22 protein-coding genes are annotated in these 24215 nt (G+C 34.8%); 14 read left to right on the top strand and 8 right to left on the bottom strand.

All coding sequences use genetic code 11. The features are described 5' to 3' along the window. Nucleotides 1-21: 21 nt before the first annotated feature. Genes porL through porN form a run of 3 tightly spaced genes read left to right on the top strand, consistent with a single transcriptional unit; the run spans nt 22 to nt 3404 of the window. Nucleotides 22-972 carry a type IX secretion system motor protein PorL/GldL gene (gene porL, locus BZG02_RS11625; protein ID WP_101261603.1) on the top strand — a complete coding sequence of 317 codons (951 nt, stop codon included), beginning with the start codon at nt 22-24 and terminating at the stop codon, nt 970-972. Between the two features lie 23 nt (nt 973-995). Beyond that, entirely contained in the window at nt 996-2543 is a 1548-nt protein-coding gene (gene porM, locus BZG02_RS11630) for a type IX secretion system motor protein PorM/GldM (protein ID WP_101261604.1), read from the top strand. Nucleotides 2544-2558: 15 nt separating this feature from the next. Continuing rightward, nucleotides 2559-3404 (top strand): type IX secretion system ring subunit PorN/GldN, encoded by an 846-nt coding sequence (porN, locus tag BZG02_RS11635; protein ID WP_101261605.1) that lies wholly within the window; start codon nt 2559-2561, stop codon nt 3402-3404. Between the two features lie 45 nt (nt 3405-3449). On the opposite strand, the gene BZG02_RS11640 is transcribed toward porN, so the two are convergent. Further along, the gene (locus tag BZG02_RS11640; protein ID WP_101261606.1) at nt 3450-4538 is read right to left on the bottom strand and encodes a mannose-1-phosphate guanylyltransferase; all 1089 of its coding nucleotides are present in this window, start codon (nt 4536-4538) and stop codon (nt 3450-3452) included. 179 nt (nt 4539-4717) lie between these two features. Between BZG02_RS11640 and BZG02_RS11645 the strand changes: the two genes are divergently transcribed. The 7 genes from BZG02_RS11645 (at nt 4718) to BZG02_RS11675 (ending at nt 10489) form a co-directional block, all read left to right on the top strand. Further along, a complete protein-coding gene (locus BZG02_RS11645; RefSeq protein WP_101261607.1) occupies nt 4718-5458 on the top strand; it encodes an MlaE family ABC transporter permease in 741 nt (246 codons plus the stop codon). Next, a complete protein-coding gene (locus BZG02_RS11650; protein ID WP_101261608.1) occupies nt 5455-6207 on the top strand; it encodes an ABC transporter ATP-binding protein in 753 nt (250 codons plus the stop codon). The genes BZG02_RS11645 and BZG02_RS11650 overlap by 4 nt, the downstream gene beginning before the upstream one ends. A gap of 67 nt (nt 6208-6274) precedes the next feature. Then, complete coding sequence (locus BZG02_RS11655; protein ID WP_101261609.1) at nt 6275-7102, top strand: DUF4296 domain-containing protein; 828 nt, start codon at nt 6275-6277, stop codon at nt 7100-7102. Beyond that, on the top strand, nt 7099-7914 hold the full coding sequence (locus tag BZG02_RS11660; protein WP_101261610.1) for an amidohydrolase family protein: 816 nt from the start codon (nt 7099-7101) through the stop codon (nt 7912-7914). The genes BZG02_RS11655 and BZG02_RS11660 overlap by 4 nt, the downstream gene beginning before the upstream one ends. A 91-nt stretch (nt 7915-8005) precedes the next feature. Further along, complete coding sequence (locus tag BZG02_RS11665; protein WP_101261611.1) at nt 8006-8785, top strand: radical SAM protein; 780 nt, start codon at nt 8006-8008, stop codon at nt 8783-8785. 322 nt (nt 8786-9107) lie between these two features. Further along, nucleotides 9108-10004: a hypothetical protein gene (locus BZG02_RS11670; protein WP_101261612.1), complete on the top strand. Its 897-nt coding sequence runs from the start codon at nt 9108-9110 to the stop codon at nt 10002-10004. A 26-nt stretch (nt 10005-10030) separates the two neighbouring features. Then, entirely contained in the window at nt 10031-10489 is a 459-nt protein-coding gene (locus tag BZG02_RS11675; protein WP_101261613.1) for a hypothetical protein, read from the top strand. Between the two features lie 77 nt (nt 10490-10566). Here the strand turns inward: BZG02_RS11675 and BZG02_RS11680 are convergent, their stop codons facing one another. The 4 genes from BZG02_RS11680 to BZG02_RS11695 all read right to left on the bottom strand — a co-directional run bounded on the left by BZG02_RS11680 (nt 10567) and on the right by BZG02_RS11695 (nt 16141). After that, a complete protein-coding gene (locus tag BZG02_RS11680) occupies nt 10567-11454 on the bottom strand; it encodes a coiled-coil domain-containing protein (protein ID WP_101261614.1) in 888 nt (295 codons plus the stop codon). Between the two features lie 277 nt (nt 11455-11731). Next, a complete protein-coding gene (locus BZG02_RS11685; RefSeq protein WP_101261615.1) occupies nt 11732-14212 on the bottom strand; it encodes a TonB-dependent receptor in 2481 nt (826 codons plus the stop codon). A 136-nt stretch (nt 14213-14348) separates the two neighbouring features. After that, complete coding sequence (locus BZG02_RS11690; protein WP_101261616.1) at nt 14349-14714, bottom strand: hypothetical protein; 366 nt, start codon at nt 14712-14714, stop codon at nt 14349-14351. Nucleotides 14715-14812: 98 nt separating this feature from the next. Further along, nucleotides 14813-16141 (bottom strand): hypothetical protein, encoded by a 1329-nt coding sequence (locus tag BZG02_RS11695; protein WP_101261617.1) that lies wholly within the window; start codon nt 16139-16141, stop codon nt 14813-14815. A 71-nt stretch (nt 16142-16212) separates the two neighbouring features. Between BZG02_RS11695 and BZG02_RS11700 the strand changes: the two genes are divergently transcribed. The 4 genes from BZG02_RS11700 to BZG02_RS20710 all read left to right on the top strand — a co-directional run bounded on the left by BZG02_RS11700 (nt 16213) and on the right by BZG02_RS20710 (nt 19821). Beyond that, complete coding sequence (locus BZG02_RS11700) at nt 16213-18099, top strand: Ig-like domain-containing protein (RefSeq protein WP_180335702.1); 1887 nt, start codon at nt 16213-16215, stop codon at nt 18097-18099. Between the two features lie 2 nt (nt 18100-18101). Next, the gene (locus BZG02_RS11705) at nt 18102-18413 is read left to right on the top strand and encodes an MTH1187 family thiamine-binding protein (RefSeq protein WP_101261619.1); all 312 of its coding nucleotides are present in this window, start codon (nt 18102-18104) and stop codon (nt 18411-18413) included. Nucleotides 18414-18488: 75 nt separating this feature from the next. After that, the gene (locus BZG02_RS11710; protein ID WP_101261620.1) at nt 18489-19367 is read left to right on the top strand and encodes a DUF3108 domain-containing protein; all 879 of its coding nucleotides are present in this window, start codon (nt 18489-18491) and stop codon (nt 19365-19367) included. A 256-nt stretch (nt 19368-19623) separates the two neighbouring features. Beyond that, nucleotides 19624-19821, top strand: a complete 198-nt coding sequence (locus tag BZG02_RS20710; protein WP_143470460.1) for a hypothetical protein — start codon at nt 19624-19626, stop codon at nt 19819-19821. A 177-nt stretch (nt 19822-19998) separates the two neighbouring features. On the opposite strand, the gene BZG02_RS11720 is transcribed toward BZG02_RS20710, so the two are convergent. The 3 genes from BZG02_RS11720 to cysS form a co-directional block, all read right to left on the bottom strand. Next, complete coding sequence (locus BZG02_RS11720) at nt 19999-21120, bottom strand: glycerate kinase (protein WP_101261622.1); 1122 nt, start codon at nt 21118-21120, stop codon at nt 19999-20001. Nucleotides 21121-21189: 69 nt separating this feature from the next. Further along, nucleotides 21190-22317 carry a glutaminyl-peptide cyclotransferase gene (locus tag BZG02_RS11725; RefSeq protein WP_180335703.1) on the bottom strand — a complete coding sequence of 376 codons (1128 nt, stop codon included), beginning with the start codon at nt 22315-22317 and terminating at the stop codon, nt 21190-21192. Nucleotides 22318-22444: 127 nt separating this feature from the next. Continuing rightward, nucleotides 22445-23917: a cysteine--tRNA ligase gene (gene cysS, locus BZG02_RS11730; protein ID WP_101261624.1), complete on the bottom strand. Its 1473-nt coding sequence runs from the start codon at nt 23915-23917 to the stop codon at nt 22445-22447. Nucleotides 23918-24215 lie beyond the last annotated feature (298 nt).

Below are 24215 nucleotides of genomic sequence, written 5' to 3' on the forward strand. Positions count from 1 at the left end.
CTTTTTCAAATTTAACTGATCATGAATATTACCGAACTTGTTCAATCTCCGAAATGGAAAAAATTTATGGGCTATGTGTATGGCTGGGGTGCATCCGTAGTTTTGATTGGTGCACTTTTTAAAATACAGCATTACCCATTTGCTGGAGAACTTCTTACTGTTGGTATGTCTGTAGAAGCGATTATTTTCTTCTTCTCGGCATTTGAACCTCCACATGAACAACCAGACTGGAGTTTAGTCTATCCAGAATTAATTGGTTTAGAACCAAGAGAAAATTTTGGTGGCGGAGGTGTACAAGTTGAAGGATTAGAACAATTACAATCCCTACTTGAAAAAATGAGTGTTCAACCTGATAAAATTTCCAATTTAAGTCAGGGACTTGCAAAACTAACCAATGCAGCAGAAAACCTTTCTAATCTTTCTGAAGCCTCGGTTGCAACAAATGGTTATATAGAAAGCATGCAGAAAGCTTCCAACTCTGTTGGAGAATTCTCTAATAAATATGCAGAATCAACTGAAGAATTATCAAATTCGGCTCAGAAGTTAAGTAACTCCTATCAGGAAACTGCAAATACAATTTCCACTTCAGGTGAAGGATTTGCTAAAAATGTTAACGAGTCAGGAACTAAATTATTAGAATCCTATCAAGGTATTGATAAATCTTTACAAACTGAATTTGATAAAATCTCTGAAAACAGTAATGCATTTAATGGTTCAATGTCAACATTAAATAACAATCTGTCTTCACTAAATGCGATTTATGAGTTGCAACTAAAACAAAGCAATGAGCAAATGACTAATTCAAAAACTGTACATCAGGATTTGGACAAAGTTCTTGAAACATTAACATCAACTCTACAAAATGCACAAGCTTACAAAAAAGAAACAGAACAGTTAAATCAAAACCTTGCGACACTTAATACCATTTATGGTAATATGTTAAGTGCTATGGATGTAAAGAAGAAAAATTAATTTAACTGTCAAGCTAAGCTGAAATGGGAGCATCGAATTGTAAAGAAACGCCACGGCAAAAAATGATTGGAATGATGTATTTATTTCTAACAGCAATGTTAGCGATAAATGTATCAAACGAAGTACTTGATGCGTTTTCGATTATTGATAACGGTTTATCAAAAACCATTCAAACTTTCGAAGAAAAAAACAAAAACAAATACTCGGATTTCCAAATTGCTCTAGAAGCAAACGAAACTAAAGTGCAAGGAGCATGGGATAAAGCAGATAAGATTCGTATTGAATCGGACAAACTATCTACTTTTATCAACGAACTTAAGCACCGAATGGTTAAGCGAGCAGATGGTGAAGAGTATGATATAAATAATATTAATAGTAAAGATAACCTGGATGTACCACCTGAAGTAATGATAGTTGGTGGACAAGGGAAAGTTTTAAAAGAAGCGATTCAAACGTATCGAGACTTGGTTCTTAGTCATGTTGATGAGAAAGATTCAACCCTTCGTAATGCAATTTTGGAAACATTACATACGAGTAAACCTGAAAAGGAAACAAAAGGGGATCCAAATTATACTTGGGAGTCACAACAATTTTCTCATACTCCTTTGATTGGAGCCATCACCTTACTATCTAAAATTCAAACTGACATTCGCAGTACCGAATCTGATATTGTAAGTTATTTGTTTAATCAAATTGAAGCTGAATCTTTTAAATTTAACAAGTTAAGAGCTGAAGTATTTTCAAAATCGAATTATATTTTAAAAGGAGATACTTACGAAGCTCAAGTTTTTCTTGCTGCAATTGATACCACGCAAAATCCTAAAATTGTTGTTGATAGAACAGGACCTATTACCACTTTTAAGGATGGAAGAGGAATGTACTCTGCGAAAGCTGATAAAGTTGGAGAGGTGAAATGGGGAGGTGTAATTACTTATACCAGTCCATCGGGAATTGATAAAAAATACGATTTTGAAACCTCTTATATCGTAGCGGAACCTAATGTGGTTGTTTCGGCTACAAAAATGAATGTATTTTATGTAGGAGTTGATAACCCAGTTAGTATATCAGCACCTGGATTTAGCTCAGATCGGGTAAGAGCAAGCATGACAAATGGTAATTTAGTGAAACAAGGTGATAGTTATGTTGCCAGACCTAAGGTTGCATTTAAGACATCGAAAGTAGAAGTAGAAGCGCAATTTGAAGACGGTTGGAGACCTTTACGAACCGTAGACTTTAGAGTAAAACCAATTCCAGATCCAATTGCAAAAGTAGCAGGTTCGGGCGGTGGAAAAATCAAAAAGAATTTACTCTTAGCACAAACAGGTGTTGATGCAGTTATGGATAATTTTGATTTCGACTTAAAATTTAAAATTACCGGCTTTACCGTTTCTACTATCGTAAAAGGTTTTACTGTTGATCAGGAATCTAGATCGGATATTTTTAGCCAAGAACAACTTGATATGTTCCGAAACTTAAAAAGAAGTCAAAAAGTTTATATTGAGGATATAAGGGCAATGGGACCAGATGGGGTGACCAGAGACTTACCTACAATTTCATTTAGAATTGAGTAATAAAATTTATATACCATGAAAAAAAGCCTATTACTAATAATTGGTCTTGTATTGATTTGTGCTTCCTATTCTGGTGCTCAAACAATTGCTACAAGTGTATATACAAAAGATCATATTAAAAACAGAAAGCCTATTCCCTACTCAAATATACGTGAGTCGGATGTTATGTGGTCGAAGTTAGTTTGGAGATTTATTGATTTACGGGAGAAGCTAAATCTTCCAATGTACTATCCAACAACTCCGGAAGATGATCGCTATAGCTTGATTGACCTTTTGATGTATGGCATAGAAAATGAAGGATTAACTGCCTACGAAACTAATGATGATGAATTTAAGGTTCCCATGACTATGGATCAAATTCGCTCAAAGTTCGATGCTCAGAATGACACAATAACACAACGAAACAGATTAACTGGCGAGTTGGAAGAAAAAGTGCTTTCTGGTGAAATGCATACCGATGATGTAAAAAGATATATGGTAAAAGAACAATGGTTCTTCGACAAACAAACATCTACTTTACAGGTTCGAATTATTGGAATTTGCCCAATTCGCGAATACATTAAGGACGGTGATTCGGAATTAGATGGTATTCAACAGAAAAAACTATTTTGGATTTATTTCCCTGAAGCTAGACCATTACTAGCTTCTCATGAAGTATTTAATCCAAATAACGATGCTGCTCGTTATTCATTTGATGATTTATTCTTAAAAAGACACTTTTCAAGCTTTATTTCACAAATTTCTAATGTTCACAACAATCGTCAGATTAGCGAATATACAGTAGGTTTAAATTCGATGCTTGAAGCGGAACGAATTAAGAATGACATATTCACATTCGAACATGACCTTTGGGAGTTTTAAGCAAAATATACGCACATAAAAAAAGGACCTTTTCAGGTCCTTTTTTTATACAAACTTTTTTCCTTTTGTAATTTTGACATCGTTTACAATTTTCCGTATCTCCTGCTCTTCTTTTCTAGGACATATTAATAGTGAGTTATCCGTTTCAACAACAATATAATCCTTCAAACCCTGTACTACAACCAACTTATCGTTAGGCACATTTACAAGACAATTTTTCGATTCGTAAAGCATTACATTTTCACCTTGAATTGCATTTGCATTATGGTCTTTCCCCGAATGTTCGTATAAGGATCCCCAAGTACCAAGATCGGACCATCCGAACTCAGAACAATAAACGAAAACATTCTCCGACTTTTCAAGAATACCATAATCTATAGAGATATTTTCACATTTTGGATATATCTGATTAATGAATTCTTGCTCTTCCACTCCATCTATTTTATCCTCGATAGATTCGAAAAGATGCTTAATCTCAGGCAAAAAGGCACTAAAAGCGTTTTGTATTGCTCCTAATTTCCAAACAAAAATTCCTGAGTTCCAGAAAAATTCACCTGACTCATGAAAAATCTTCGCCATTTCGAGATGTGGTTTTTCGGTAAAAGTTTTCACCGGATAAACATCCGCATAACTATCCTCAGACTTATTTTCCACTTGAATATAACCATAACCAGTCTCTGGTCTTGAAGGAGTAATTCCGAGCGTGAGCAATTTATCACCATCCTGTACAAATTCTATTCCCTCACTAAGTACTTTTAGAAACTTTGTTTCATTTAATATTAAATGATCGGCAGGAGTAACAATAATAGAGGCATTCGGATTCCGTTTTTCTATTTTATGATTGGCGTAAGCAATACAAGGAGCGGTATTTCGTCTTATGGGTTCCAATAAAACCTGATCTTCTTTGATATGTGGAAGCTGTTCCAATACAAGACTCTTGTAATTAGCATTAGTTACCACGAAAAAATTTTCTTTAGGACAAATCGAAGAAAACCGTTCGTAAGTTAACTGTATTAGCGTTTTACCAGCACCAAGAATATCAAGAAATTGTTTGGGGTGTTTATCTTTACTTAATGGCCAAAACCGTGAACCTACACCGCCAGCCATAATTATACAATAATTGTTTTTATCCATTGGGAAATATTTATCTCAATTCCTGCTATTTAATTAGAATTTAAGAGTCGTAAAAAATTATACTCTAAAATACTCAAAAGCCTTATTAAATCAAAAAAGAATAGAAAATTCAATAGATAGCCATATCCTAAGGAATAGTAAATAAATAATTTGTAATTTTATCGTAAAGCAAAATAACTATGAACCTGTTTGAAAACGTAGGAAAATTCTCCAGATTTCTGGTATTGGTATTTTCGAAACCAGAAAAAAGCAAGACTTTATTCTCGCAAATAATACGTGAAATTGATAAACTAGGAATCAATTCTATTGGTATTGTTGTGATTATATCTTTGTTTATGGGAGCAGTTATCACCCTGCAAACCGCATACAATATGCTAAACCCTTTGCTACCCGATTATTTAGTTGGTTATACTACAAGGGAATCGATGATTCTTGAATTTTCGTCGACCATAGTTGGTTTAATATTAGCTGGAAAAGTTGGTTCCAATATAGCCTCCGAAATTGGTTCGATGAGAGTTACTGAACAAATTGATGCCTTAGAAATAATGGGAATTAACTCGGCCAACCACTTAGTTTTACCAAAAATTATTGCGGCCATATTTATTAATCCATTTTTATATATTCTTAGTGTATTTGTAGGAATAATGGGAGGATTAATTGCTGGATCGCTTACCGGAACAGTTATTTTAACCGACTATATTGAAGGCGTTCAGTACGGCTTTATTCCCTACTACATCAGCTATTCTTTAATAAAAACCGCTGTTTTTGCCTTTATAATTACCGCAATACCATCTTTTTATGGATACTACGTAAAAGGTGGCGCACTAGAGGTAGGTAAAGCAAGTACAAAGGCAGTTGTAAACAGCAGCATTCTAATTCTTCTTGCAAATGTTATCCTCACTCAAATCCTTTTAAAATGATCACTGTAAATAACGTATATAAATCATTTGCCGATTTAAAAGTGCTGAATGATATCTCCATTACTTTTGAAGCTGGAAAAACCAATCTTATTATTGGACAAAGTGGATCAGGAAAAACTGTTTTATTAAAATCCATAATTGGTTTACATGAGGTTGACTCGGGAAGTATTTTCTATAATGATAGAAATTTTACTGCTATGAATTTAAAAGGAAGAAAAGAAATTCGAAAAGAGATGGGAATGGTATTTCAGGGAGGTGCTTTATTTGATTCTATGACAGTGGAAGAAAATGTTCTTTTTCCATTAAACATGTTCTCGAATAGCAGTGAAAAAGAGAAAAAAGAAAGAGCCAATTTCTGTTTGAACCGTGTAAATATTCAAAATTCAAATCATTTATTTCCAGCTGAAATTAGTGGTGGTATGCAAAAAAGGGTAGCAATAGCAAGAGCAATTGCTCTAAATCCAAAATATCTATTCTGTGATGAGCCTAACTCTGGCTTAGACCCTGTTACTGCAATTCTAATTGATAATTTGATTTTAGAAATTACAAAAGAATATAATATTACCACCATTATTAATACCCACGATATGAATTCAGTAATGGAAATTGGTGAAAAAATTATCTTTATCAGTAAAGGAAACAAAGTTTGGGAAGGTACAAAAGATGGTATATTTGATACTGATAATGAGGATTTAAATAATTTTGTATTTGCTTCGGAATTGTATAAAAAGATTAAAAAAATAAGCTAGTAGCTTTCCTGTATGCACATTCTTTACGATTTATTATCTTTGCTTTCAGATCAACAAGTAACAATTCATGAATAAAGTACTACTTTTCTTATTTTGCTGTACATTCACCTTTTTTGTATCCTGCAAAGAGAATAAAAACAATAAGCCAAAACTAAATAAGGATCAGTTCATTAATATGCTTATTGACATTCATATTATTGATGGGACTTTAGATGCTCAAAATATTTACCGCTCGGGAGATAATTTTCGCCCAAGTTATTACTACAACTCTATTTTCCAGAAATACGATATTACCCGCGAACAATTTGATTCTTGTGTTGCTTTCTATTCAAACGACACAAAAAATTTCACTCAAATTTACGATGTAATTATCGACTCGCTTAATCGACTTGAAACTAAATATAGGATTGAAGTTAAAAATAAAAAGCTGGAACAAGACACCGTGAACTTGTGGGCAAAAAAACAACATTGGATCATTACAGCGAAGGATAAAAATAAAGTAGATTTTGCAATCCCAATTTCACAAAAAGGAATCTATACTATAAAAACTTCCATCAAAATATTTGAGGACGACCAAACCGACAATCCTAAAATAGAAGCCTATTTCTGGAAAAAAGACACTTTAGGCGACGAACATAAAATTTCGTTTATGCCACAACCAATTACTAAGGATTCGAAACTCAACACCTACGAAATTAGTTTAACTTACCCCGATTCTAGCTACACAGAATTGCGAGGTAATCTTTTCGCTGGCGAAAACGATTTAGTTGAATTTACCCAACATTTCGAAATTAAAGATATTTTAATTTTCAATCCGGAAATAAGACCTGATTCCATACAAGTAATGAAGGAAATTAAAGAAGAAGAAGACATGAAATCATTGCGACAACGATGAGAAAAATAGCCGCAAATTATATTTTTCCGGTAACTTCTGAACCACTTAGAAATGGTATTATCATTCTCGATTCGGAAAATAAAATTGTTGATTTAATAGATACCAAGGGAGATTTTAAGGAGATTTCAAATTTGGAATTTTATAGTGGAGTACTTATTCCTGGTTTGGTAGATGTATTTACACTACTCAGCATTTCGTCCTTTTCAAAAATTGATTTTGAAGCTTGTTTGCAAGATGATTTTGCGTTTACACTAAAACAAATTTTACAAGAAAAAGAGAATACACCAACTTCGGTACAAAAAGGGATTAATCAATTGGAAGCATATGGTACTGTTCTCGCTGCCGATTATTTTCAGGAAAATAATCATGCCAATCAGAAGCAAAAATCCAAAACAACTTTTCGTGATATAAATCTTACAGAGTCAATTTGCAAGCTACACCTTCCTATTGCCAAATCACAAAGGAAGACTTGTCACTCCCTATTTATAAATCGTATTATTCTGGAAAAATTTTCGGATTTTAAAGCTTGTGAAAACGAAATGAATCAGTGCTGTATAGGAACAGGATCACTTGGAACCCATGATAAGCTTTCTGTTTTCGAGGAGATAAAAACTTTACAAGAAATGCAAACAAATCTCACTTTCTGGGATTTGATTAAATGGGGAACTATAAACGGAGCAAGACATTTACAACTTGAAAATACATTTGGAAGTCTGGAAATAGGTAAAAAACCAGGATTAAACCTCCTCAGCAATCTTGATTATCAGAATCAAAAGTTCACAAGTAAAAGTGAGCTAAGAGTTATCGCTTAGTCAGAACTGCTTCACTTCTTGATTAAAACTAGTCAATTTAGGAGATCAACTCCAAAATTTCTCTAAATTTGCACCACAAAAATACGCGCAAATGGCTACTTTTCTTTTCGACAAAATCATATTTGGCCCTGTAAAAAGCAGAAGACTTGGGGTTTCCTTAGGTATTAATTTATTACCGAACGATTGCAAACTCTGCAGTTTTAATTGCATTTATTGTGAGTGTGGATGGAATCCAGAGCAATACGAGCAAAAAATTGATTTCCATCCTAAAAATCAAGTAAAAGAGAGTCTGTTCGAAAAATTGAGCCAAATGAAGGCCAATAACGAAGATTTGGATGTGATTACCTTTGCGGGAAATGGAGAACCAACACTTCATCCGGAATTTGGCGAAATAATTAACTACACCATTGAAGTTCGTAATCAAGTGTTTCCTAAAGCTAGAATAGCAGTTCTTTCCAACTCTTCGATGATACACAAAAAGTCGGTATTCGAAGCTCTAAATAAGGTTGACGATAACATTTTAAAACTAGATGGCGGTACAGAAGAAACGATTATTAATTTAGATCAACCCGTTGGTAAATTCAACTTAAATAATCTGGTTGAACTTCTTTCAGAATTCGATGGTAACTTAATTATTCAAACCCTCTTTATTCGAGGAGAATACGCAGGTAAAATTATTGACAATACGACAACTGCGGAAATAGAAGCATGGATTTCACATCTTCAAAGAATAAAACCAAAAGAAGTAATGATTTATACTATTTTCAGAGATACACCAAGTGATAATTTGGAAAAAATATCCTTGGAAGAATTGCAGCAAATTGCAAAAAAAGTAGAAGAAGCCGGATTTAAAACACAAATAAGTGGATAATATTTCCCCTTTTTAGCTTCCGTTGTTATTAAAAATTACGCACTAATTGTTATTATTTAATAGGAGTTGAAAAAAACAAAAACAAAACTACTTTTCAAAAGAAAAAACATTTTACTCCTCTAGAATATCAGTAAACAGGACAAATATAACCTTAATAAGTGAAAATTGAATTTCGTTTTTACGGTAGTAGATATCTTTTGTTTCTCCAATTAATGAGTTTTTATACAATTAGTACATATAAACCTTTTTTGTTTGCATTTTATCCCTAAAAGTTTAACTTTAAGTTTATTACAAAAAAAACCTAAGCGAAATCAACAAATCTATGTTTAAAACATCTATTAAAATAAGCTGTTTCATTCTTCTTTTCACTTCATCAGTTCTAACTTTTGGTTGTCAAAATAAGAAAGCTTCGACAGATAAAGTGTCTGAGATAAAAGCACCTCAACAAAAGGAGTTTAAATCGGTTAAAACCCTATTTTACAATGTACCTAGTCCGATTGAAGTAACAGGAATCATTAAGGAAATGAATCTTCCCTATCATCCTGATTTAATGAATCCAGTTTCTAATGCCGACAATTATTTATCGCAAGCAGATGTAGCTATTAATATTGGTATTTATGGTGCCGATTTAAGTTACATTCGAATTTATGAACAGTTTCAGGATGCTGCTAGATATTTGGCCGTAATTAAAAAATTTACACGTGAATTAGGAATTCCTGAAGAGCAAGAAAAAATTACTGCTCAAAGAATGGAAAGAAATATTGAAAATCAAGATTCATTACTTCATATTATTACCGAAACTTTCACCAAATCGGACAGTTATCTAAAAGAAAACCAAAGAGGTGGAATTGCAGCTTTAATTGTTTTTGGTGGATGGATTGAAACCCTTTATTTGGCAACTAATATTGTAGATTTAAAAAATCCTCAGAAAGAAATGGTCAACTTAATATCGCAGCAAAAGCATTCTGTGAAAAATTTAATTGGCTTGTTAAATCAATACAGAGACAACTATAAAATAAAACAAATTCTGCCAGATTTAAAGAAACTAGATGCTAAATTTCAGGAAATATCACAAACCAAATCATCTGCATCGAGTATTAAAACAAAAGACGGAAAAACAGTCATTAAAAACCAGGTTACTCTAACTGCCTCGAACGAAACGCTACGAGATATAAAAGAAATAAACAATAAAATTAGAGAAACTATTACTGAATTATAGGATTGGAGAGCACTAAAACGATTGGAATGAGAAAGACTATAACAGCAATACTACTTATTTTTCACTTATTCGCATTGCCAAATATTGTATTGGCGCAATGTAATGAATACACAAAAAAAGAATGTATTCCGCAACTAACCCCTTACACGTTTAACGGACAATTAAATAATGCCGTATTATCAGAAGGAGAAACTGCTGAATTACAACTTACTTTTTATAAAGATCAGGAATATAGAATTTTGGTGGAGGGAGAAGATGCCCTTGGCAAAATTCAATTTCAGCTTTTTGATACCGATTACAATCTTTTATACGATAATGCGGACGAGGGGCACACAAAATTATGGGATTTTATGGTAGAGAGTACCGACGATTTTGTAATTCGTATACTGATACCAGAAGATAAACAAAAGGCACAAATTGAAAGTGGTTGCGTTTCTATTCTTATAGGCTTTAGAGCTTTTGGATCGCGAACTATTTTTAAATAGTTTTCCTATTCGAAAATTACGATACAAAAAAACCATCCTTTACGGGATGGTTTTTTTTGATTCAATATTTTATTCGACTATTTCAGTAAAAAAGCAGCGGAACCGATATGGTTTCCCTCGGTAAAAACATCCACTTTATATTCTCCTTCAATAAGACTTCCATCATTATCCCAGAATACAGCAACATCAAGCTGTTCCCCTTCGTAATCAATTTCCCGGGTTGCAGAATAGCTTAATTTAGTATTCTCGAAATTAAATAAAAGGTTTTCAGGATTTCCAAGAACTACTTCATCTGGTCGAGTAATGCGAACATATAATGCTTTAAGACCTGTACTTGCAGTTACATTCTTTTGTATTGTAAAATTGGTGACTAATTTTTCCGTTTTGGAAATCTTTTTCACGTCTTTCCCTTTTCGATTAATAGGAGTACAAGCAAGATCTATAAGCGTAAGAGTTGCTGCTTTACTAATCACCTCTTTCATTGTTTCGGTTGACTCCTCGAGTTTGGTATTACGATCCTTCACCCAATCGATTTGCTTTTTAACACGAACATTTTCGGCCGTAAGTAATTGATTTCTTGTATTTAAAGAGTCTATTTGAACAATATAATCTCTTAGAACACCTTTTAAAGTTCCTAATTCCTTTTTGTATTTATTAATTTCGAAATACGAATTGTTTCGAAAAACTTTCATTCTATCCAACAGTTCTGTGATCTTCTCCTGTTCCATTTTAAGTTGAACATTCAAAGTATCGTTACTTGTTTGCAGAGAATCGTAATCCTGCGAAAGCAATTTCAATTCATTTTCCAAACTTATTTTCTCGGTAGTAATTTCAGAAATATAGCGTTTATTATCTCTATGTTCCATGTAATACATTACCGCTAAAATCACAAGAATTACACCTAAAGATGCCAACACTCCAATGTAAATGTTGTCCTTTTTACTGTTTCCTCTATTCTCTGCCATAAAAATTCTACTTAATTAATTCGCACAAATTTACTTATCTTTTTTTAAATTGTATTCTCTGTTGCCTAGTTTGTTTGAGAACATTCTACGGATCAATAATAAACGAATAATTTCCCTTAAGAAACCAAATGTACTTATCGGGCGAAGTATAACAATAAATACACCAACAATTGAAAGGCTAACATCCCAAACAAAATAACGAGGCTAACATCCTGTTAAAGAATGCGCCCCGTAATTTACACTAAGCCAAAATGTTTTTTTATTTAGTGGCTATTTTCTACAAAATGTTTCCCAATTTCACACCCAGATAAATTGTTCTTGGATTTAATGGTCCGTATACGTATCCAGCATCACGTGCCGATCCGTAATCAAAATCATCTTGGAAAGAGTTAAAGATATTCTTCACTCCCAAATCGAATTGTAATTTAACATCTTTTCCTAAATCGAAATGATAGGACAAATTGATTCCCAAATCCATAAAATCATCTGTTTTTACGAGACTTTCCTGAATCTCATTTCCATATTTATCCAACGCTCCGAAAATTTTATTTCCTTCCTCATCGAAGCCAGCACCTAAGTGAACCAATGTCATTGTACCAGTATACGATCCCGATAGCGTTGCTGTAAACTCATGAATTGGTTTCCAGTTCATGGCAAAATATCCGTAATGATGCGGTGTTCTTAAAATTTCATCCGTAGTTGTGCTTTCCTCGTCCGCATCATTACCCTGATCTACCGGATCGTCGTACTTACTAGATTGGATGGTGAAACCCATCTGATAATCGAACTTATAGGAAGGAGCTATTTTAAATTCAAAATTCATTCCTTTTACCACTGCTCCATTGGCATTTTTACGAATCATTACCATATTTCCTTCTGCATCCACATCACTAAATTCGTTGAAAAAAGGATCAATTAACTGTGTATAGAAACCTTCGGCAAGGAAATAAGCTTGTGTTTTACCTAAGGTTTTGGTGTAATCCCAGGATACGGTATAACTATTGGATTTTTCTTCTGTTAAATCAGCTGCCAATTCGTGAATAACACGTCGGGCAGTAGATGCTTCAATATGTAAATCCTCGTCGAAAATTTGTGGTGCTCTAAATCCTCTGGCATAACTCATACGCAATTGAGCTGCTTTTGAAATACCAAATAAAGCATTTGCTCTAGGACTAAATACAGTATTAGAGTAGCTGGAACCATCTGCCGAGTTTTCGATTTTATAAGAATCCATTCGAACGCCCATTAAAAATTTAACAGCCCCCAAATCCCACTTACTTTGAGCGAAAGCTCCTACCGTATTCGAAGTTTGATCGGCAATATTTGTTGTCTCTACAAAAGTGTTATTTGTATAGTCGTAGTAACCTAACTTATCATCTTTCAAGCTATTGTAAACATTCTCCAATCCAAGTACAATATCTGCCGGAGCGAAAAATAATCGATCGAATTTGGTGAAAAACTGTGCTCCTGCAGAGACAGCCAAATCGTCGGTTTGACCATAAGCTCCATAATCTGGAACTGGTGTGACTAATTCCACTCCATTTTCGTCGAGCGTAGTTGCAGCACCATAGTAAGAGTCTCTATCGATACTTTGTCCAGAAGCATAAATGGACAATTTACTGATTCTATCCTGATTAAAATATTGATCCCAAGCAAAACCTCCCGAATTAATTCGATGACTTACTTCTTCGGCAATAGTTGCTTCGTGAGCTTTTAAATTTAGCTTATCGCCACCACGTCGGTACTCATCCACCACATGATATTCGAGCGTTAATTTTGCCAAATCGGAGAAACGATGATAAGCACGCAAACCAGCACTTATATTTTCCATAGTCACCAATTCCGAATAGCCATCCTTATTTCCATCCCAATCGTCGCGTTGCCGATTCATTCCGAATACAAAAATTCCACTTTGATGATCTTCGGATACCACAGAAGCATTAAAATCAGCAGTAATATCGGAAGCAGCACTACCGCTATCGTTAACACCTACTCCGATAATACCGTATTTTAGGCCAGCTTTAAACGAATTACTAATTGGATCTTTGGTGATAATATTAATCGTTCCAGCAATAGCATTGCCACCAAAAAGTGCTGAACCACCACCACGAACAACTTCTACACGTTGAATCATACTTGCTGGAATATGCTCCAAACCATAAACACCAGCCAATCCACTAAAAATAGGACGACTATTGATTAGTATTTGCGTATAAGGTCCCTCCATGCCATTCATACGCACTTGAGAAAAACCACAATTTCCACAATCATTCTCAACACGTAAGCCTGGCGAAAAAACTAAACCGTCGGCCAGCGTTAAAGCTGCTGTTTGTTCCAATAATTTTGTAGAAATTGAATTCACCACAACCGGTGCATCTTTTCGTTGAATTTTGTTTCGGTCGGCAGTAACCACTACCTGATCCAATCCAATAAAATCTTCGGCAATTTTAAACTCAAGAGCCTTATTTACTCCTCCTTTTAGATCAAGTTCTTTTGCTTCTAATTTGTATCCCACGCAGGTGGCAATAACATGGTAATGACCAACCGGCACATTTTCAATTATAAATTCACCTTCGAAATTAGTTACTGCTCCCATACTCGATCCTTCCAAAGCAACACTTGCATAGGGAATTGGTTCGTTACTATTACTATCGATCACTTTTCCTTTTACACTGGTAGTAATATTTTCTGCAGCTACAGAAAATGCAATGCCAATTAGCATAGCAATGCTTATAAATAGATGAGTTAATATCCTCATTTTATTAGAATTTAGGTCGTTGTTTGTGTTTATATATACACAGAATAATCCCAGACGCTATCATCTAGCATCTTGAAAAACTTATGTAATTATTGATTGAAAGGCACCTTATGAAAGGCGTTAAAAAATGGTAATGCTACAAGAAAGCAGGAGGAGCCCTATTACCAAGAATAGATCTTGAGTATTCCTTCTTCACCCGAAGGTGGTAGATATTTATAATCTCAAAAGCTTTTCCAATTAGAGCCGCTAAGAAAAAAATGGTAGTAAGCGAAAAAAGGAAACTTGTAATTTGCTGTAAAGCAAAACATTCGTGTGAAGAATGGTGATGATTTGCAGTTCCGTTGGTACTCCCCGATTTTTGGTATGGGTGAGCGTGAACCATAACATAGCCATGCGAATCTCTATGAACATGAAGATTAAAAACAGCATTACCCGCCAACACCATCATTGCTGGGAGCAGTATACTTACAATTGCTATTTTAAACTTTCTGAAACCGTTCATAAACAAATTAAATTGCTATAATTATCACGGTTCAAAAGTAACCAGTACCAATTCGTTTAACAATACCTAAATGTTGGTATTAGGCAATAAGTATCCTGTTATAAAACACATTTGCCATTCATTTCATTAAAATACTTCCTTATTACCTCTTCGGAAGCTACTAAATCTGAATCCAATACGGGGTTATCTTTTCTAATTCGAGAAATATAATCCTGTTTCGAGCAAATCATTTCGTTGTGGTACAAATACCAAAACTGAACATAAATCCAGAGGTCATTTCCTGGTCCGAATTTAGACCGTAATTCGTAAGCTTTTTCGGTAAGTTCTTCTATTTCGGAGCCAAATCGGTAAAACATATTTTTAAAAGCAAGCGGAGGCACGCCTGTTTGTTTCGCTTCATCGAAACGATAATCGCCAAATTCGATAAGTTGCTGTATTTCTGTTTTCCCTTCAAATTTTGTATCGATAACAGGAAGTATTGATAGTTGTTGCAACAATTTAGAGGAAGAGATGGAAAGCTTATTGTCAATCATTTCAGCAAGGTCGGTAAGTTGATTTTTTAGTGAATCGTTCGCACTTGTCTCTACCAAATTCGAACTGATAATATCCTCTTCACTAAATTTACTTTCCCATTTCACCAAACGATTTATTTCCTGAATAAGTTTCCTAACAAATTGTCTATTATCCGATTGAGAATCGCAGATAATCAGGAAATAATCTTGATATCGAACCATTCTTACCAAAACACCATCAAGTGTAAACTTTAAACTTCTTTTTAAATAAAGACCTTTTTTACGTAGATAAAAGCGAATCTCGGTTTTTGTAGCTACCTTATATAGCTCTGAAAAAGAAAGTAAAGAATGATAAGAAACGGAATACAAGTTTGATTTTTCTCCTATTTTATCGCGAACCAATAACTCCCTCTCACTTTTAATTTCAGTGCTTATATGATTTAAAACTACAAGCCCTTTACGAACTGCACTTTTCAATAAAGAAAGCAGCAACCTATTGGTAGATATCTTAAATTCCTTATCGATATAAACCGCATCATCGGTTTCTGTGGTAAGCATTGCCTCATACTTTGAAATGTCTTTATCGCGAATACTTCCTGGAAATATTTTTTTCCATTTCGAAACATTACGCTTTACATTCAAATATTCGTCGGGTAAAATTAAATGAGGAAAGCGATTACGAAGTGCTAGAACAAAAGAATTGGTACTTTCCGAAGTAGTTACAATAGGATGCAAAGATTCTTGAAAATCATTTTCGGTAAAAATTGCACATTTATAACCATTAGTTACAGCCAGAAAAGCAAACAAAACCTCCTTAATACCAGCACTTAAAATCACAAAATCGAAAGTCGAATTGCTTGCTGCTTCAATAAATTTATCTCTTTTTAACACGGAATATTGTAAGGAGTCCTCCATTTTACTTTTATTAACTTATTTTTGTTTTGAATCTTTGTAATTTTGTTGCCTAATAATCAAAACTAATCAATTTGAAAAAGATAGCTTTTTATATCCTTTTGGGATTTGCAATTTCAACCGTACTATATTCGTGTGCACGAAGAGGAATTCCAACCGGAGGACCTATCGACCATCAAGCTCCCAAGGTTATTTTAACCAAACCTATTAATTACGCCACCAACTTTAAAGGTGGAAAAGTAGAAATTTTCTTCGACGAATTTGTACAACTAAAAGATATAAGTGAAACTTTCACAATATCGCCACCACTTAAAAAGAAACCTTTGGTAAAATTAAAAGGTCGCTCTATTTATGTGAAATTAGAAGAGAAACTTCGCGAAAACACTACTTACACACTCGATTTTGGAACGGGAATTACCGATAACAACGAAGGAAATCCTTTGGGGGAATATCAATTCGTGTTCTCAACAGGGAAACAATTAGATTCATTAAGCATTAAAGGTAAATTAGACAATTCCTTTAATCAATTACCCGTTGAAAAAGCGATGGTAATGGCTTATTTAAATACGAACGATTCTGTTCCTTACTCGGTAATACCAAGTTACGTAGCCAAAACCGATTCGGCAGGATATTTTCAATTGAATAATTTAAGTGCTGGAGATTATAAGTTATTTGCAATTGTGGATGGCAACCGCGACTTTTTTTATAATGGTCCTGGAGAGATGATTGGTTTTAGCAATGAAATTATTACGCCAGCAATTCATACTTACGAGCAATTAGATAGCATTGGAGCCGATTCGGTGAAAATTACTAAAATGATGACCACCGAACCATCGAATATTTACATTAGAATGTTTGATGAAGAAAATCCGCTTCAATACCTTACCACCTTCAAAAGAGACCGAAGAGAACAAATTTATTTCGAATTTAATTCGAAAAGAAAAGATAGTTTAAAAATTGATTTTATTGATGTGGATGAAAAAGAGGATTGGTTTTTATTGGTGAAAAATAAAACGAACGATACGCTATCCTACTGGATTACCGATTCGACCATTTACCAAAGAGATACACTTCTGGCTAAACTGGAATACATGAAAACCGACTCGTTGGGACAACTAATAAATTTTACAGATACGGTAAAATTAAATTACAAAGATCCGAAAAAAGCAAAAGCATCGAAAAAAGAAAAAAAGAATCAGAAACTAAAAATACCTAGCTACGAATTTAAATTTAATGCAAGCAGCACGCAGGATTTAAATAAGAATTTAATTATTGATTTTAATGAACCTCTGGCTCAAATGAATACCGACAGCATTCATTTCTATCAAATTCAGGATACTTTAGAAATCCCTATTGATTATAGCATTGAGAAAGATGCTTCGAACATTCTTCGTTACCATGTTAAAATAAACTGGAAGCCTGAAACTCAATACAAAGTGGAGTTTGATTCTACCGCATTTTTAAATATTTATGGCATATACAGCGATAAGTATGAAGGTAAAATGAAAACTAGAGAAGAAGAATATTATGGAAAAATATTGCTAAATGTAACGAATGTAAAATCGCCTTTGCTGGTACAACTATTAAAGAATAACAAAAGTGAAAATATCATTCAAACTAAAAAGATTTACTCCGATCAAACTGTAATTTTCGATTACTTGGCTCCCGACACCTATATTTTTAAGGTAATTATTGATGCCAATGACAATGGCAAATGGGATACTGGGAATTACAAGGAAGGTTTGCAACCAGAAATGGTACTTTACTTTAGAAAAGAGATTAAAGTACGTTCGTATTTTGAGGTAGAGGATGGTATTTCGATTTCGGAAAGTGGACCAGAAATTAATTTTAATCAGCATTTAATTGATCTGGAACAAAAACGCAAGAAAGAATTAGAAAAAGCCCTGCTGAAAGAAGCGGAACAAAATAAAAAGAAAACAAGAAACAAACAGAACAATTAGATATGTCAGTACTATTGGAATTTGCTATTTTCCCAACCGACAAAGGAGATAGCGTAAGTAAACAGGTTAGTAAGGTAATTAAATTGATCCGCGAAAGCGGTATTAGCTACCAACTAACAGCAATGGGAACGCTGATTGAAACAGATGGATTACCGGAAGCTTTAGCGCTTGTAAATAGTTGTTATGATGTTTTAGCAGAAGATTCGGAACGAGTTTACACTACAATGACGATTGATATTCAGAAGAACAAGCACAATCGACTAAAAACAAAAGTGGAAGCCATCGAAAATAAAATTGGCAAGGTGAACAGGTAAGGTTCAAGGAACAAGTGTCAAGTGACAAGGAACAAATCTCATCTCTCGCATCTCAAATCTCAAGAAAATTCTCGAATGAAACATGTATTCCCATTTAAGTACAGTATTTTCTCCAAAAGAACCATTTTGGTTCTGCTTCTGCTTCTGCTTATGGGAACATTTGCTGTAAAAGCACAGTGCTTGGAGAATAACTTTGCTTTTCAGTCGGGCGAAAAATTAGTTTTTAGAGGATATTACAATTGGGGATTTATTTGGGTGGCAGCCGGAGAAGTTAGTCTATCGGTTCGAACCACTAAGTTTCAGAACAAAAAGACATTTAAAATTGAGGGTGAAGGCAAAAATACAAAGGCGTTTGACTGGTTTTTTAAACTTAGAGATACGCTTACCTGTTATGCCGACACAAAAACTCTTGCTCCTCTCTATTTCGACAGGCGAACGCATGAGGCCAAATACGATGCGCATCATGAGTACTGGTTCGATTATGAGAAAAACCAGATTAGATCGAAAATTCAGAAACGCGACAAAGCGGTGAAGTTCGACACGCTAAAAAATAAGCCTTGTACTTTCGATATTTTATCGGTGGCTTACTATGTGCGCAATCTCGATTTTGCGAAATACAAAAAAGGCGATAAAATTCCTCTTTCGATGCTGGTCGATAACGAAATTCACTCCCTATACATTCGCTTTCGCGGATTAGAAACGATCAAAACCAAATCGGGCGAAAGCTTTGAGTGCCTTAAATTCTCTCCTCTTTTGGTGGAAGGAACCATGTTTAAAGGCGGCGAAGACATGACGGTTTGGTTGAGTAACGACGACAATCGAATTCCTATAATGGTGGAAGCAAAAGTACTGGTTGGCAGCGTTAAAGGGCTTTTGGAAAGCTACGAAGGATTGCGAAACACCAAAAATTCACTTTTCAAAAACGAGAAAGGAAATTTAGAAATTGCGGAATAAAACGAAGACTACAACTGATTCGTATATCAGAATAAATTAGTAGTAAGTTATAGCCTGACAAGCACAGCTTGTTTAAAGTCAGAGTTTGATTTTACTGGAACTTTTGCTTTTCCTGTTCGGCAATAAGAGTATTTGCAGCAAAGCGGGTAATTACGCAACTAAAAACTCCGCTTTTAATCTTAACGAGTGGTTTGCACAAAAAAAATTACCATTTTTTACATTATTCCTGGCATTTCTTCTTCGGCAACAGCTAAAAATGAACTCATATTTCAACTCCGAAGAGAAAGTAGCCAAAATGTCGTTCAAATTGACCATTTTATATGAGGAAATGAGCTCGTTTATGTTCAAATCGCGTATTTTATATCAGAATTGGTCGCAATTACATTCAAATCGACCATTTCACATCAGAAATACCGAATTTGAACTTCAAATTGCTCATTGCCGAAGAGATTAACCTTCAATTTTATAGAAACGAGTTCAATTCTGATGAGAAATCTGCCAAATTGTCCTTCTAATTGCAATTCCGGGGAAGAATTGCCCCCATTGAACTTCAATTACTCTATTCCGTTGAGTTTGCGCTATTATTACATGTGAAAAGATAATTTCAGAGAGAAACGACACTAGCTCCACCCTACAAATAGGTCTTCGCAAAAGCTTCGGCAGCTATTTCAAGGTAAACTCCTGCATTTTTAATAGAATCCTCAATCCCGGAAGCATAACTTGAAACTTCGGCAATGTGCTCAATTTTCAATTCCTTTATTCTATCAGGTTTCAAATCAATCAATCCGCAAAAAATCGCGAGCTTTTGATCGGTAATGGAATCCAATACGCCGCGAATCACTTTTCCCGAGAAGGTCTGCTCATCCAATTTTCCCTCTCCGGTAATGATCCAGTCGGCACCTTTGATGTTTGTATCAAATTTTGCCTCTTTCTTAATTAAATCGATGCCTGAATTCAACACAGCATTTAAAAACAGAATACAACCTGCTCCCAAACCACCTGCTGCACCTGCACCACTTATTCCCTGCAAATCGACCTCAAATTGTTTCTGCACCACCTCATTAAAATTCTGTAATCCGGCATCTAATTCCAATACCATTTTAGGCGTTGCACCTTTTTGCGGAGAATAAATATAGGCAGCTCCATTCTCACCATACAAAGGATTGTCAACATCGCAGGCAAGTTCAAACTTCACCTCTTTTAGTTTGGGGTGTACTGCCGAATTATCAATGAAATTAAGGCGTATTAAATCTTCTCCAAGTCCTTTTAACTCACCATTATCTTTATCGAAAAAAGAATATCCCAAGGCACGCGCCATGCCCAAACCAGCATCGTTGGTAGCACTTCCACCTATTCCTAAAATAATATGCTTCACACCGCGGTTCAGTGCATCTATAATTAATTCGCCGGTTCCATACGTACTCGTTAGCATCGGATTTGCCTCATCGCCATTCAGCAAACAAATACCCGAAGCTGCTGCCATTTCGATATATGCAGTTTTCTTTCCGGCAGAGTATAAGTAGGAAGCTTTAATTTTTCGATGCAAAGGATCGTGCACCTTAACAGATAGTATTTCTCCTTCGAGATAAAAATTCAGCACTTCGATGGTTCCATCGCCACCATCGGCCAAAGGAAGTTGAATGATTTCGATATCGGAGGTATGTTTTCTGATTCCTCTCTCAACAGCCTCACAAAACTGCATTCCGCTTAAAGAACCTTTAAATTTATCGGGAGCAAGTATTATTTTTTTCATTGGTGATATTAGCATACAATCAAAACGACTTAAACCTGCACCTTATCGGCAACATGAAAAAAAAGAAGCTTACTTCTTAGCCATTTTAATTTCGAATAATTTAGGCCATCTTTTACCAGTAACAAATAATCTACCACCAATCGAATCCCAAGCAATTCCATTCAACACCTCATCTCCCTCTACCAATATTTTCTTATCTGCAAATTTTAAAATTTTGGCCAAATTTAAATTTCCTTCTACTCTTCCCGTTTCCGGATTTATAATTACGATACGATCGGTAAGCCAAACATTCGCATAAATTTTTCCGTTGATATATTCCAATTCGTTTAAATTGGTAACCATTCCTGCCTCGTCATACACTTCAATAACACGCTTTCTACTATAATTATCGGCATCGAGCACAGTAAGCACATTCGTTCCATCCGAAATAATTAGTTCATCATTTATCGAAGTAATACCCCAACCCTGATTGTTCGTAGTATTTGGTTCGAAAGTATCCTTCTGATCAAAAGTCACTGGATCTACAACAAAAACCTTTCGTGAATTCCAGGTCAACTGAATAATTTTTCCTTTCGAATAAGTAATTCCTTCGCCAAAATATTCCTGCTCTAAATTCTTCACCGAAAGAGCCTCTCCATTTTCCAATTTTACTTTTCTCAAAGTCGATTCTCCTTTTTGTCCGGTTCCTTCGTAAAGATATCCTTCATGATAAAACAAACCTTGCGTATAGGAGCCTCTATCATGAGGATACTCATTAATTATTTCATAGGAATATTCTACTGGAGGAACATTCGATTTCAAATTTACATAGGTAGAAACCAAACCAATAGTACCATCCTCATGGTAAGCCATCACTTTCAGATCTTGCTTTCCCATTTTTTCATCCCGAGGAGTCCATTTCATATTCCATGGCTCCTTTTTCAGACTGCCAATTAAGCTTTCATTCGCCCAAAACTGCACAGAGTCTATAGCTGCAGATTTTCTTCTTGGATTCATTTTTATGTCAATAGCTTCTCCCATGGAAAATAAATCTGCCCGATGAGGTTCTTTTAATCGTAAGGTATTTACAATCACCATTGTTGTTTCCGTCGGCTCTTCAGAACTTTTACCTGCAAGTTTATTTTTAGTTGCACCATTACCATTGCAGGCAACTATAAGTAGCGAACAAAGAAGAGATAAGAAAAAGCGAGTGTTCATAGTATTTCTTTTTAGGATAACACAATCTGTTAAAAACGACATTAGGTTTTGTATGCAATACGGTTTTACGAACTTTAAAATTAGCTAAAAAATAAAAAACTGTCCCGATCAATCAGGACAGTTTATATTATTTTAAGATTTCCCATTCATAACCATCTTTGGTATCTTTTACAACAATACCTAAATTGGTTAATTCATCTCTTATTTTATCGGCAGTAGCCCAATCTTTATTCTTTTTAGCCTCATCACGAGTCGAAAGCAGCAAACGAACCACCTTATCCAGTATTTCGTTATTTTCTCCTGCTTCGCCTTCCTCTTTCAAACCCAAAACATCGTACACCAAGTTATCATACAATTCCTTTAAGCTTGCAAAATCCAGAGCAGTAATCTTCTCTTTTCCTGTCGCTAATGAATTAATCATTTTCACACCATCAAATAGGTGAGCAATTAATATCGGAGTATTAAAGTCATCATTTAAAGCCTCGTAGCATTTTGTTTTTAATTCTGCCACAGCATTCGTAGATACTTCCGATACTTTAATTTTATCGATAGTTTCAACAGCAGTCATTAAACGTTTAAAGCCTTTTTCGGCAGCCTGAAGTGCATCGTTCGAGAAATCCAACGGACTGCGATAATGAGCCTGCAACATAAAAAAGCGAATGGTCATTGGACTGTATGCTTGTTCCAATACATCATTCTCTCCCGAAAACATAGCCGATAAATTCACAAAGTTTCCTAAGGATTTACCCATTTTTTGGCCGTTAATGGTTATCATGTTGTTATGCATCCAGTATTTTACCGCTTCGTGTCCATTCGCACCTGTCGATTGCGCAATTTCACATTCGTGATGTGGAAACTGCAAATCCAAACCACCTCCATGAATATCAAATTCGGCACCTAAATATTTCTGACTCATTGCAGAACATTCCAAATGCCATCCTGGAAATCCATCACTCCATTTCGAAGGCCAACGCATAATATGTTCGGGACTTGCTTTTTTCCAAAGTGCGAAATCGAAACTATTTTTCTTTTCACTTTGTCCATCCAAATCGCGGGTATTCGAAATTAATTCTTCAATTTTTCTTCCAGACAACTTACCATAGTCGTATTTTTCGCTGTATGCTTTTACATCAAAATATACAGAACCATTACTTTCGTAGGCAAATCCATTGGCAAACAATTTTTCAATCACCGCCATTTGCTCAATAATATGACCCGATGCTCGAGGTTCAATACTTGGCTTCAATACATTCAAAGCCTCCATATCATTGTGATAACGATCGGTGAAAAACTGTACAATTTCCATTGGTTCCAGTTCCTCTAAACGCGCTTTTCTCGCAATTTTATCCTCACCCTCATCTGCATCATTCACCAAATGTCCTACATCGGTAATGTTTCTAACGTAGCGTACTTTATATCCTAAATGTTTTAAGTAACGAAAAACCAAATCGAAGGTAATTGCTGGCCGGGCATGACCTAAATGCGCATCTCCATATACCGTAGGACCACATACATACAACCCAACATGAGGAGCATTAATGGGTTCGAACAACTCTTTTTTACGACTTAGGGTATTATAAATGAATAACTTATTTTCCATAACTGTAATATAATCGAAATTCTATTGGGACTGTAAAATTATAAAAAATTATTGCTCGCCATAAAATATCTTGCGAATAACTTTAGAATTCTGATAGATAGAATCCATTTTTAATGATTTCTGACTTCCACGAGCAGAAATTAGTCGAATTGAAATTCTTTTCAATGCCAAAATTATTACCCCAATTCAAGTTTAATATTTACAGAAGCTCTATAATTTAATCTTTATTATTGTATCTATTGATTCCTTCACTATCTTTGCAGTAGAAATATTCTATCCAATATCCATAGTTGCGATT

The sequence above is a fragment of the Labilibaculum filiforme genome, assembly GCF_002843315.1.
Lineage (GTDB): Bacteria > Bacteroidota > Bacteroidia > Bacteroidales > Marinifilaceae > Labilibaculum > Labilibaculum filiforme.

What these genes read in the sequence shown, in the direction of transcription:
- porL (WP_101261603.1), top strand. Translation starts at nt 22, where the DNA reads ATGAATATTACCGAACTTGTTCAATCTCCGAAATGGAAAAAATTTATG.
- porM (WP_101261604.1), top strand. Translation starts at nt 996, where the DNA reads ATGGGAGCATCGAATTGTAAAGAAACGCCACGGCAAAAAATGATTGGA.
- porN (WP_101261605.1), top strand. Translation starts at nt 2,559, where the DNA reads ATGAAAAAAAGCCTATTACTAATAATTGGTCTTGTATTGATTTGTGCT.
- BZG02_RS11640 (WP_101261606.1), bottom strand. Translation starts at nt 4,538, where the DNA reads ATGGATAAAAACAATTATTGTATAATTATGGCTGGCGGTGTAGGTTCA.
- BZG02_RS11645 (WP_101261607.1), top strand. Translation starts at nt 4,718, where the DNA reads ATGAACCTGTTTGAAAACGTAGGAAAATTCTCCAGATTTCTGGTATTG.
- BZG02_RS11650 (WP_101261608.1), top strand. Translation starts at nt 5,455, where the DNA reads ATGATCACTGTAAATAACGTATATAAATCATTTGCCGATTTAAAAGTG.
- BZG02_RS11655 (WP_101261609.1), top strand. Translation starts at nt 6,275, where the DNA reads ATGAATAAAGTACTACTTTTCTTATTTTGCTGTACATTCACCTTTTTT.
- BZG02_RS11660 (WP_101261610.1), top strand. Translation starts at nt 7,099, where the DNA reads ATGAGAAAAATAGCCGCAAATTATATTTTTCCGGTAACTTCTGAACCA.
- BZG02_RS11665 (WP_101261611.1), top strand. Translation starts at nt 8,006, where the DNA reads ATGGCTACTTTTCTTTTCGACAAAATCATATTTGGCCCTGTAAAAAGC.
- BZG02_RS11670 (WP_101261612.1), top strand. Translation starts at nt 9,108, where the DNA reads ATGTTTAAAACATCTATTAAAATAAGCTGTTTCATTCTTCTTTTCACT.
- BZG02_RS11675 (WP_101261613.1), top strand. Translation starts at nt 10,031, where the DNA reads ATGAGAAAGACTATAACAGCAATACTACTTATTTTTCACTTATTCGCA.
- BZG02_RS11680 (WP_101261614.1), bottom strand. Translation starts at nt 11,454, where the DNA reads ATGGCAGAGAATAGAGGAAACAGTAAAAAGGACAACATTTACATTGGA.
- BZG02_RS11685 (WP_101261615.1), bottom strand. Translation starts at nt 14,212, where the DNA reads ATGAGGATATTAACTCATCTATTTATAAGCATTGCTATGCTAATTGGC.
- BZG02_RS11690 (WP_101261616.1), bottom strand. Translation starts at nt 14,714, where the DNA reads ATGAACGGTTTCAGAAAGTTTAAAATAGCAATTGTAAGTATACTGCTC.
- BZG02_RS11695 (WP_101261617.1), bottom strand. Translation starts at nt 16,141, where the DNA reads ATGGAGGACTCCTTACAATATTCCGTGTTAAAAAGAGATAAATTTATT.
- BZG02_RS11705 (WP_101261619.1), top strand. Translation starts at nt 18,102, where the DNA reads ATGTCAGTACTATTGGAATTTGCTATTTTCCCAACCGACAAAGGAGAT.
- BZG02_RS11710 (WP_101261620.1), top strand. Translation starts at nt 18,489, where the DNA reads ATGAAACATGTATTCCCATTTAAGTACAGTATTTTCTCCAAAAGAACC.
- BZG02_RS20710 (WP_143470460.1), top strand. Translation starts at nt 19,624, where the DNA reads ATGAACTCATATTTCAACTCCGAAGAGAAAGTAGCCAAAATGTCGTTC.
- BZG02_RS11720 (WP_101261622.1), bottom strand. Translation starts at nt 21,120, where the DNA reads ATGAAAAAAATAATACTTGCTCCCGATAAATTTAAAGGTTCTTTAAGC.
- BZG02_RS11725 (WP_180335703.1), bottom strand. Translation starts at nt 22,317, where the DNA reads ATGAACACTCGCTTTTTCTTATCTCTTCTTTGTTCGCTACTTATAGTT.
- cysS (WP_101261624.1), bottom strand. Translation starts at nt 23,917, where the DNA reads ATGGAAAATAAGTTATTCATTTATAATACCCTAAGTCGTAAAAAAGAG.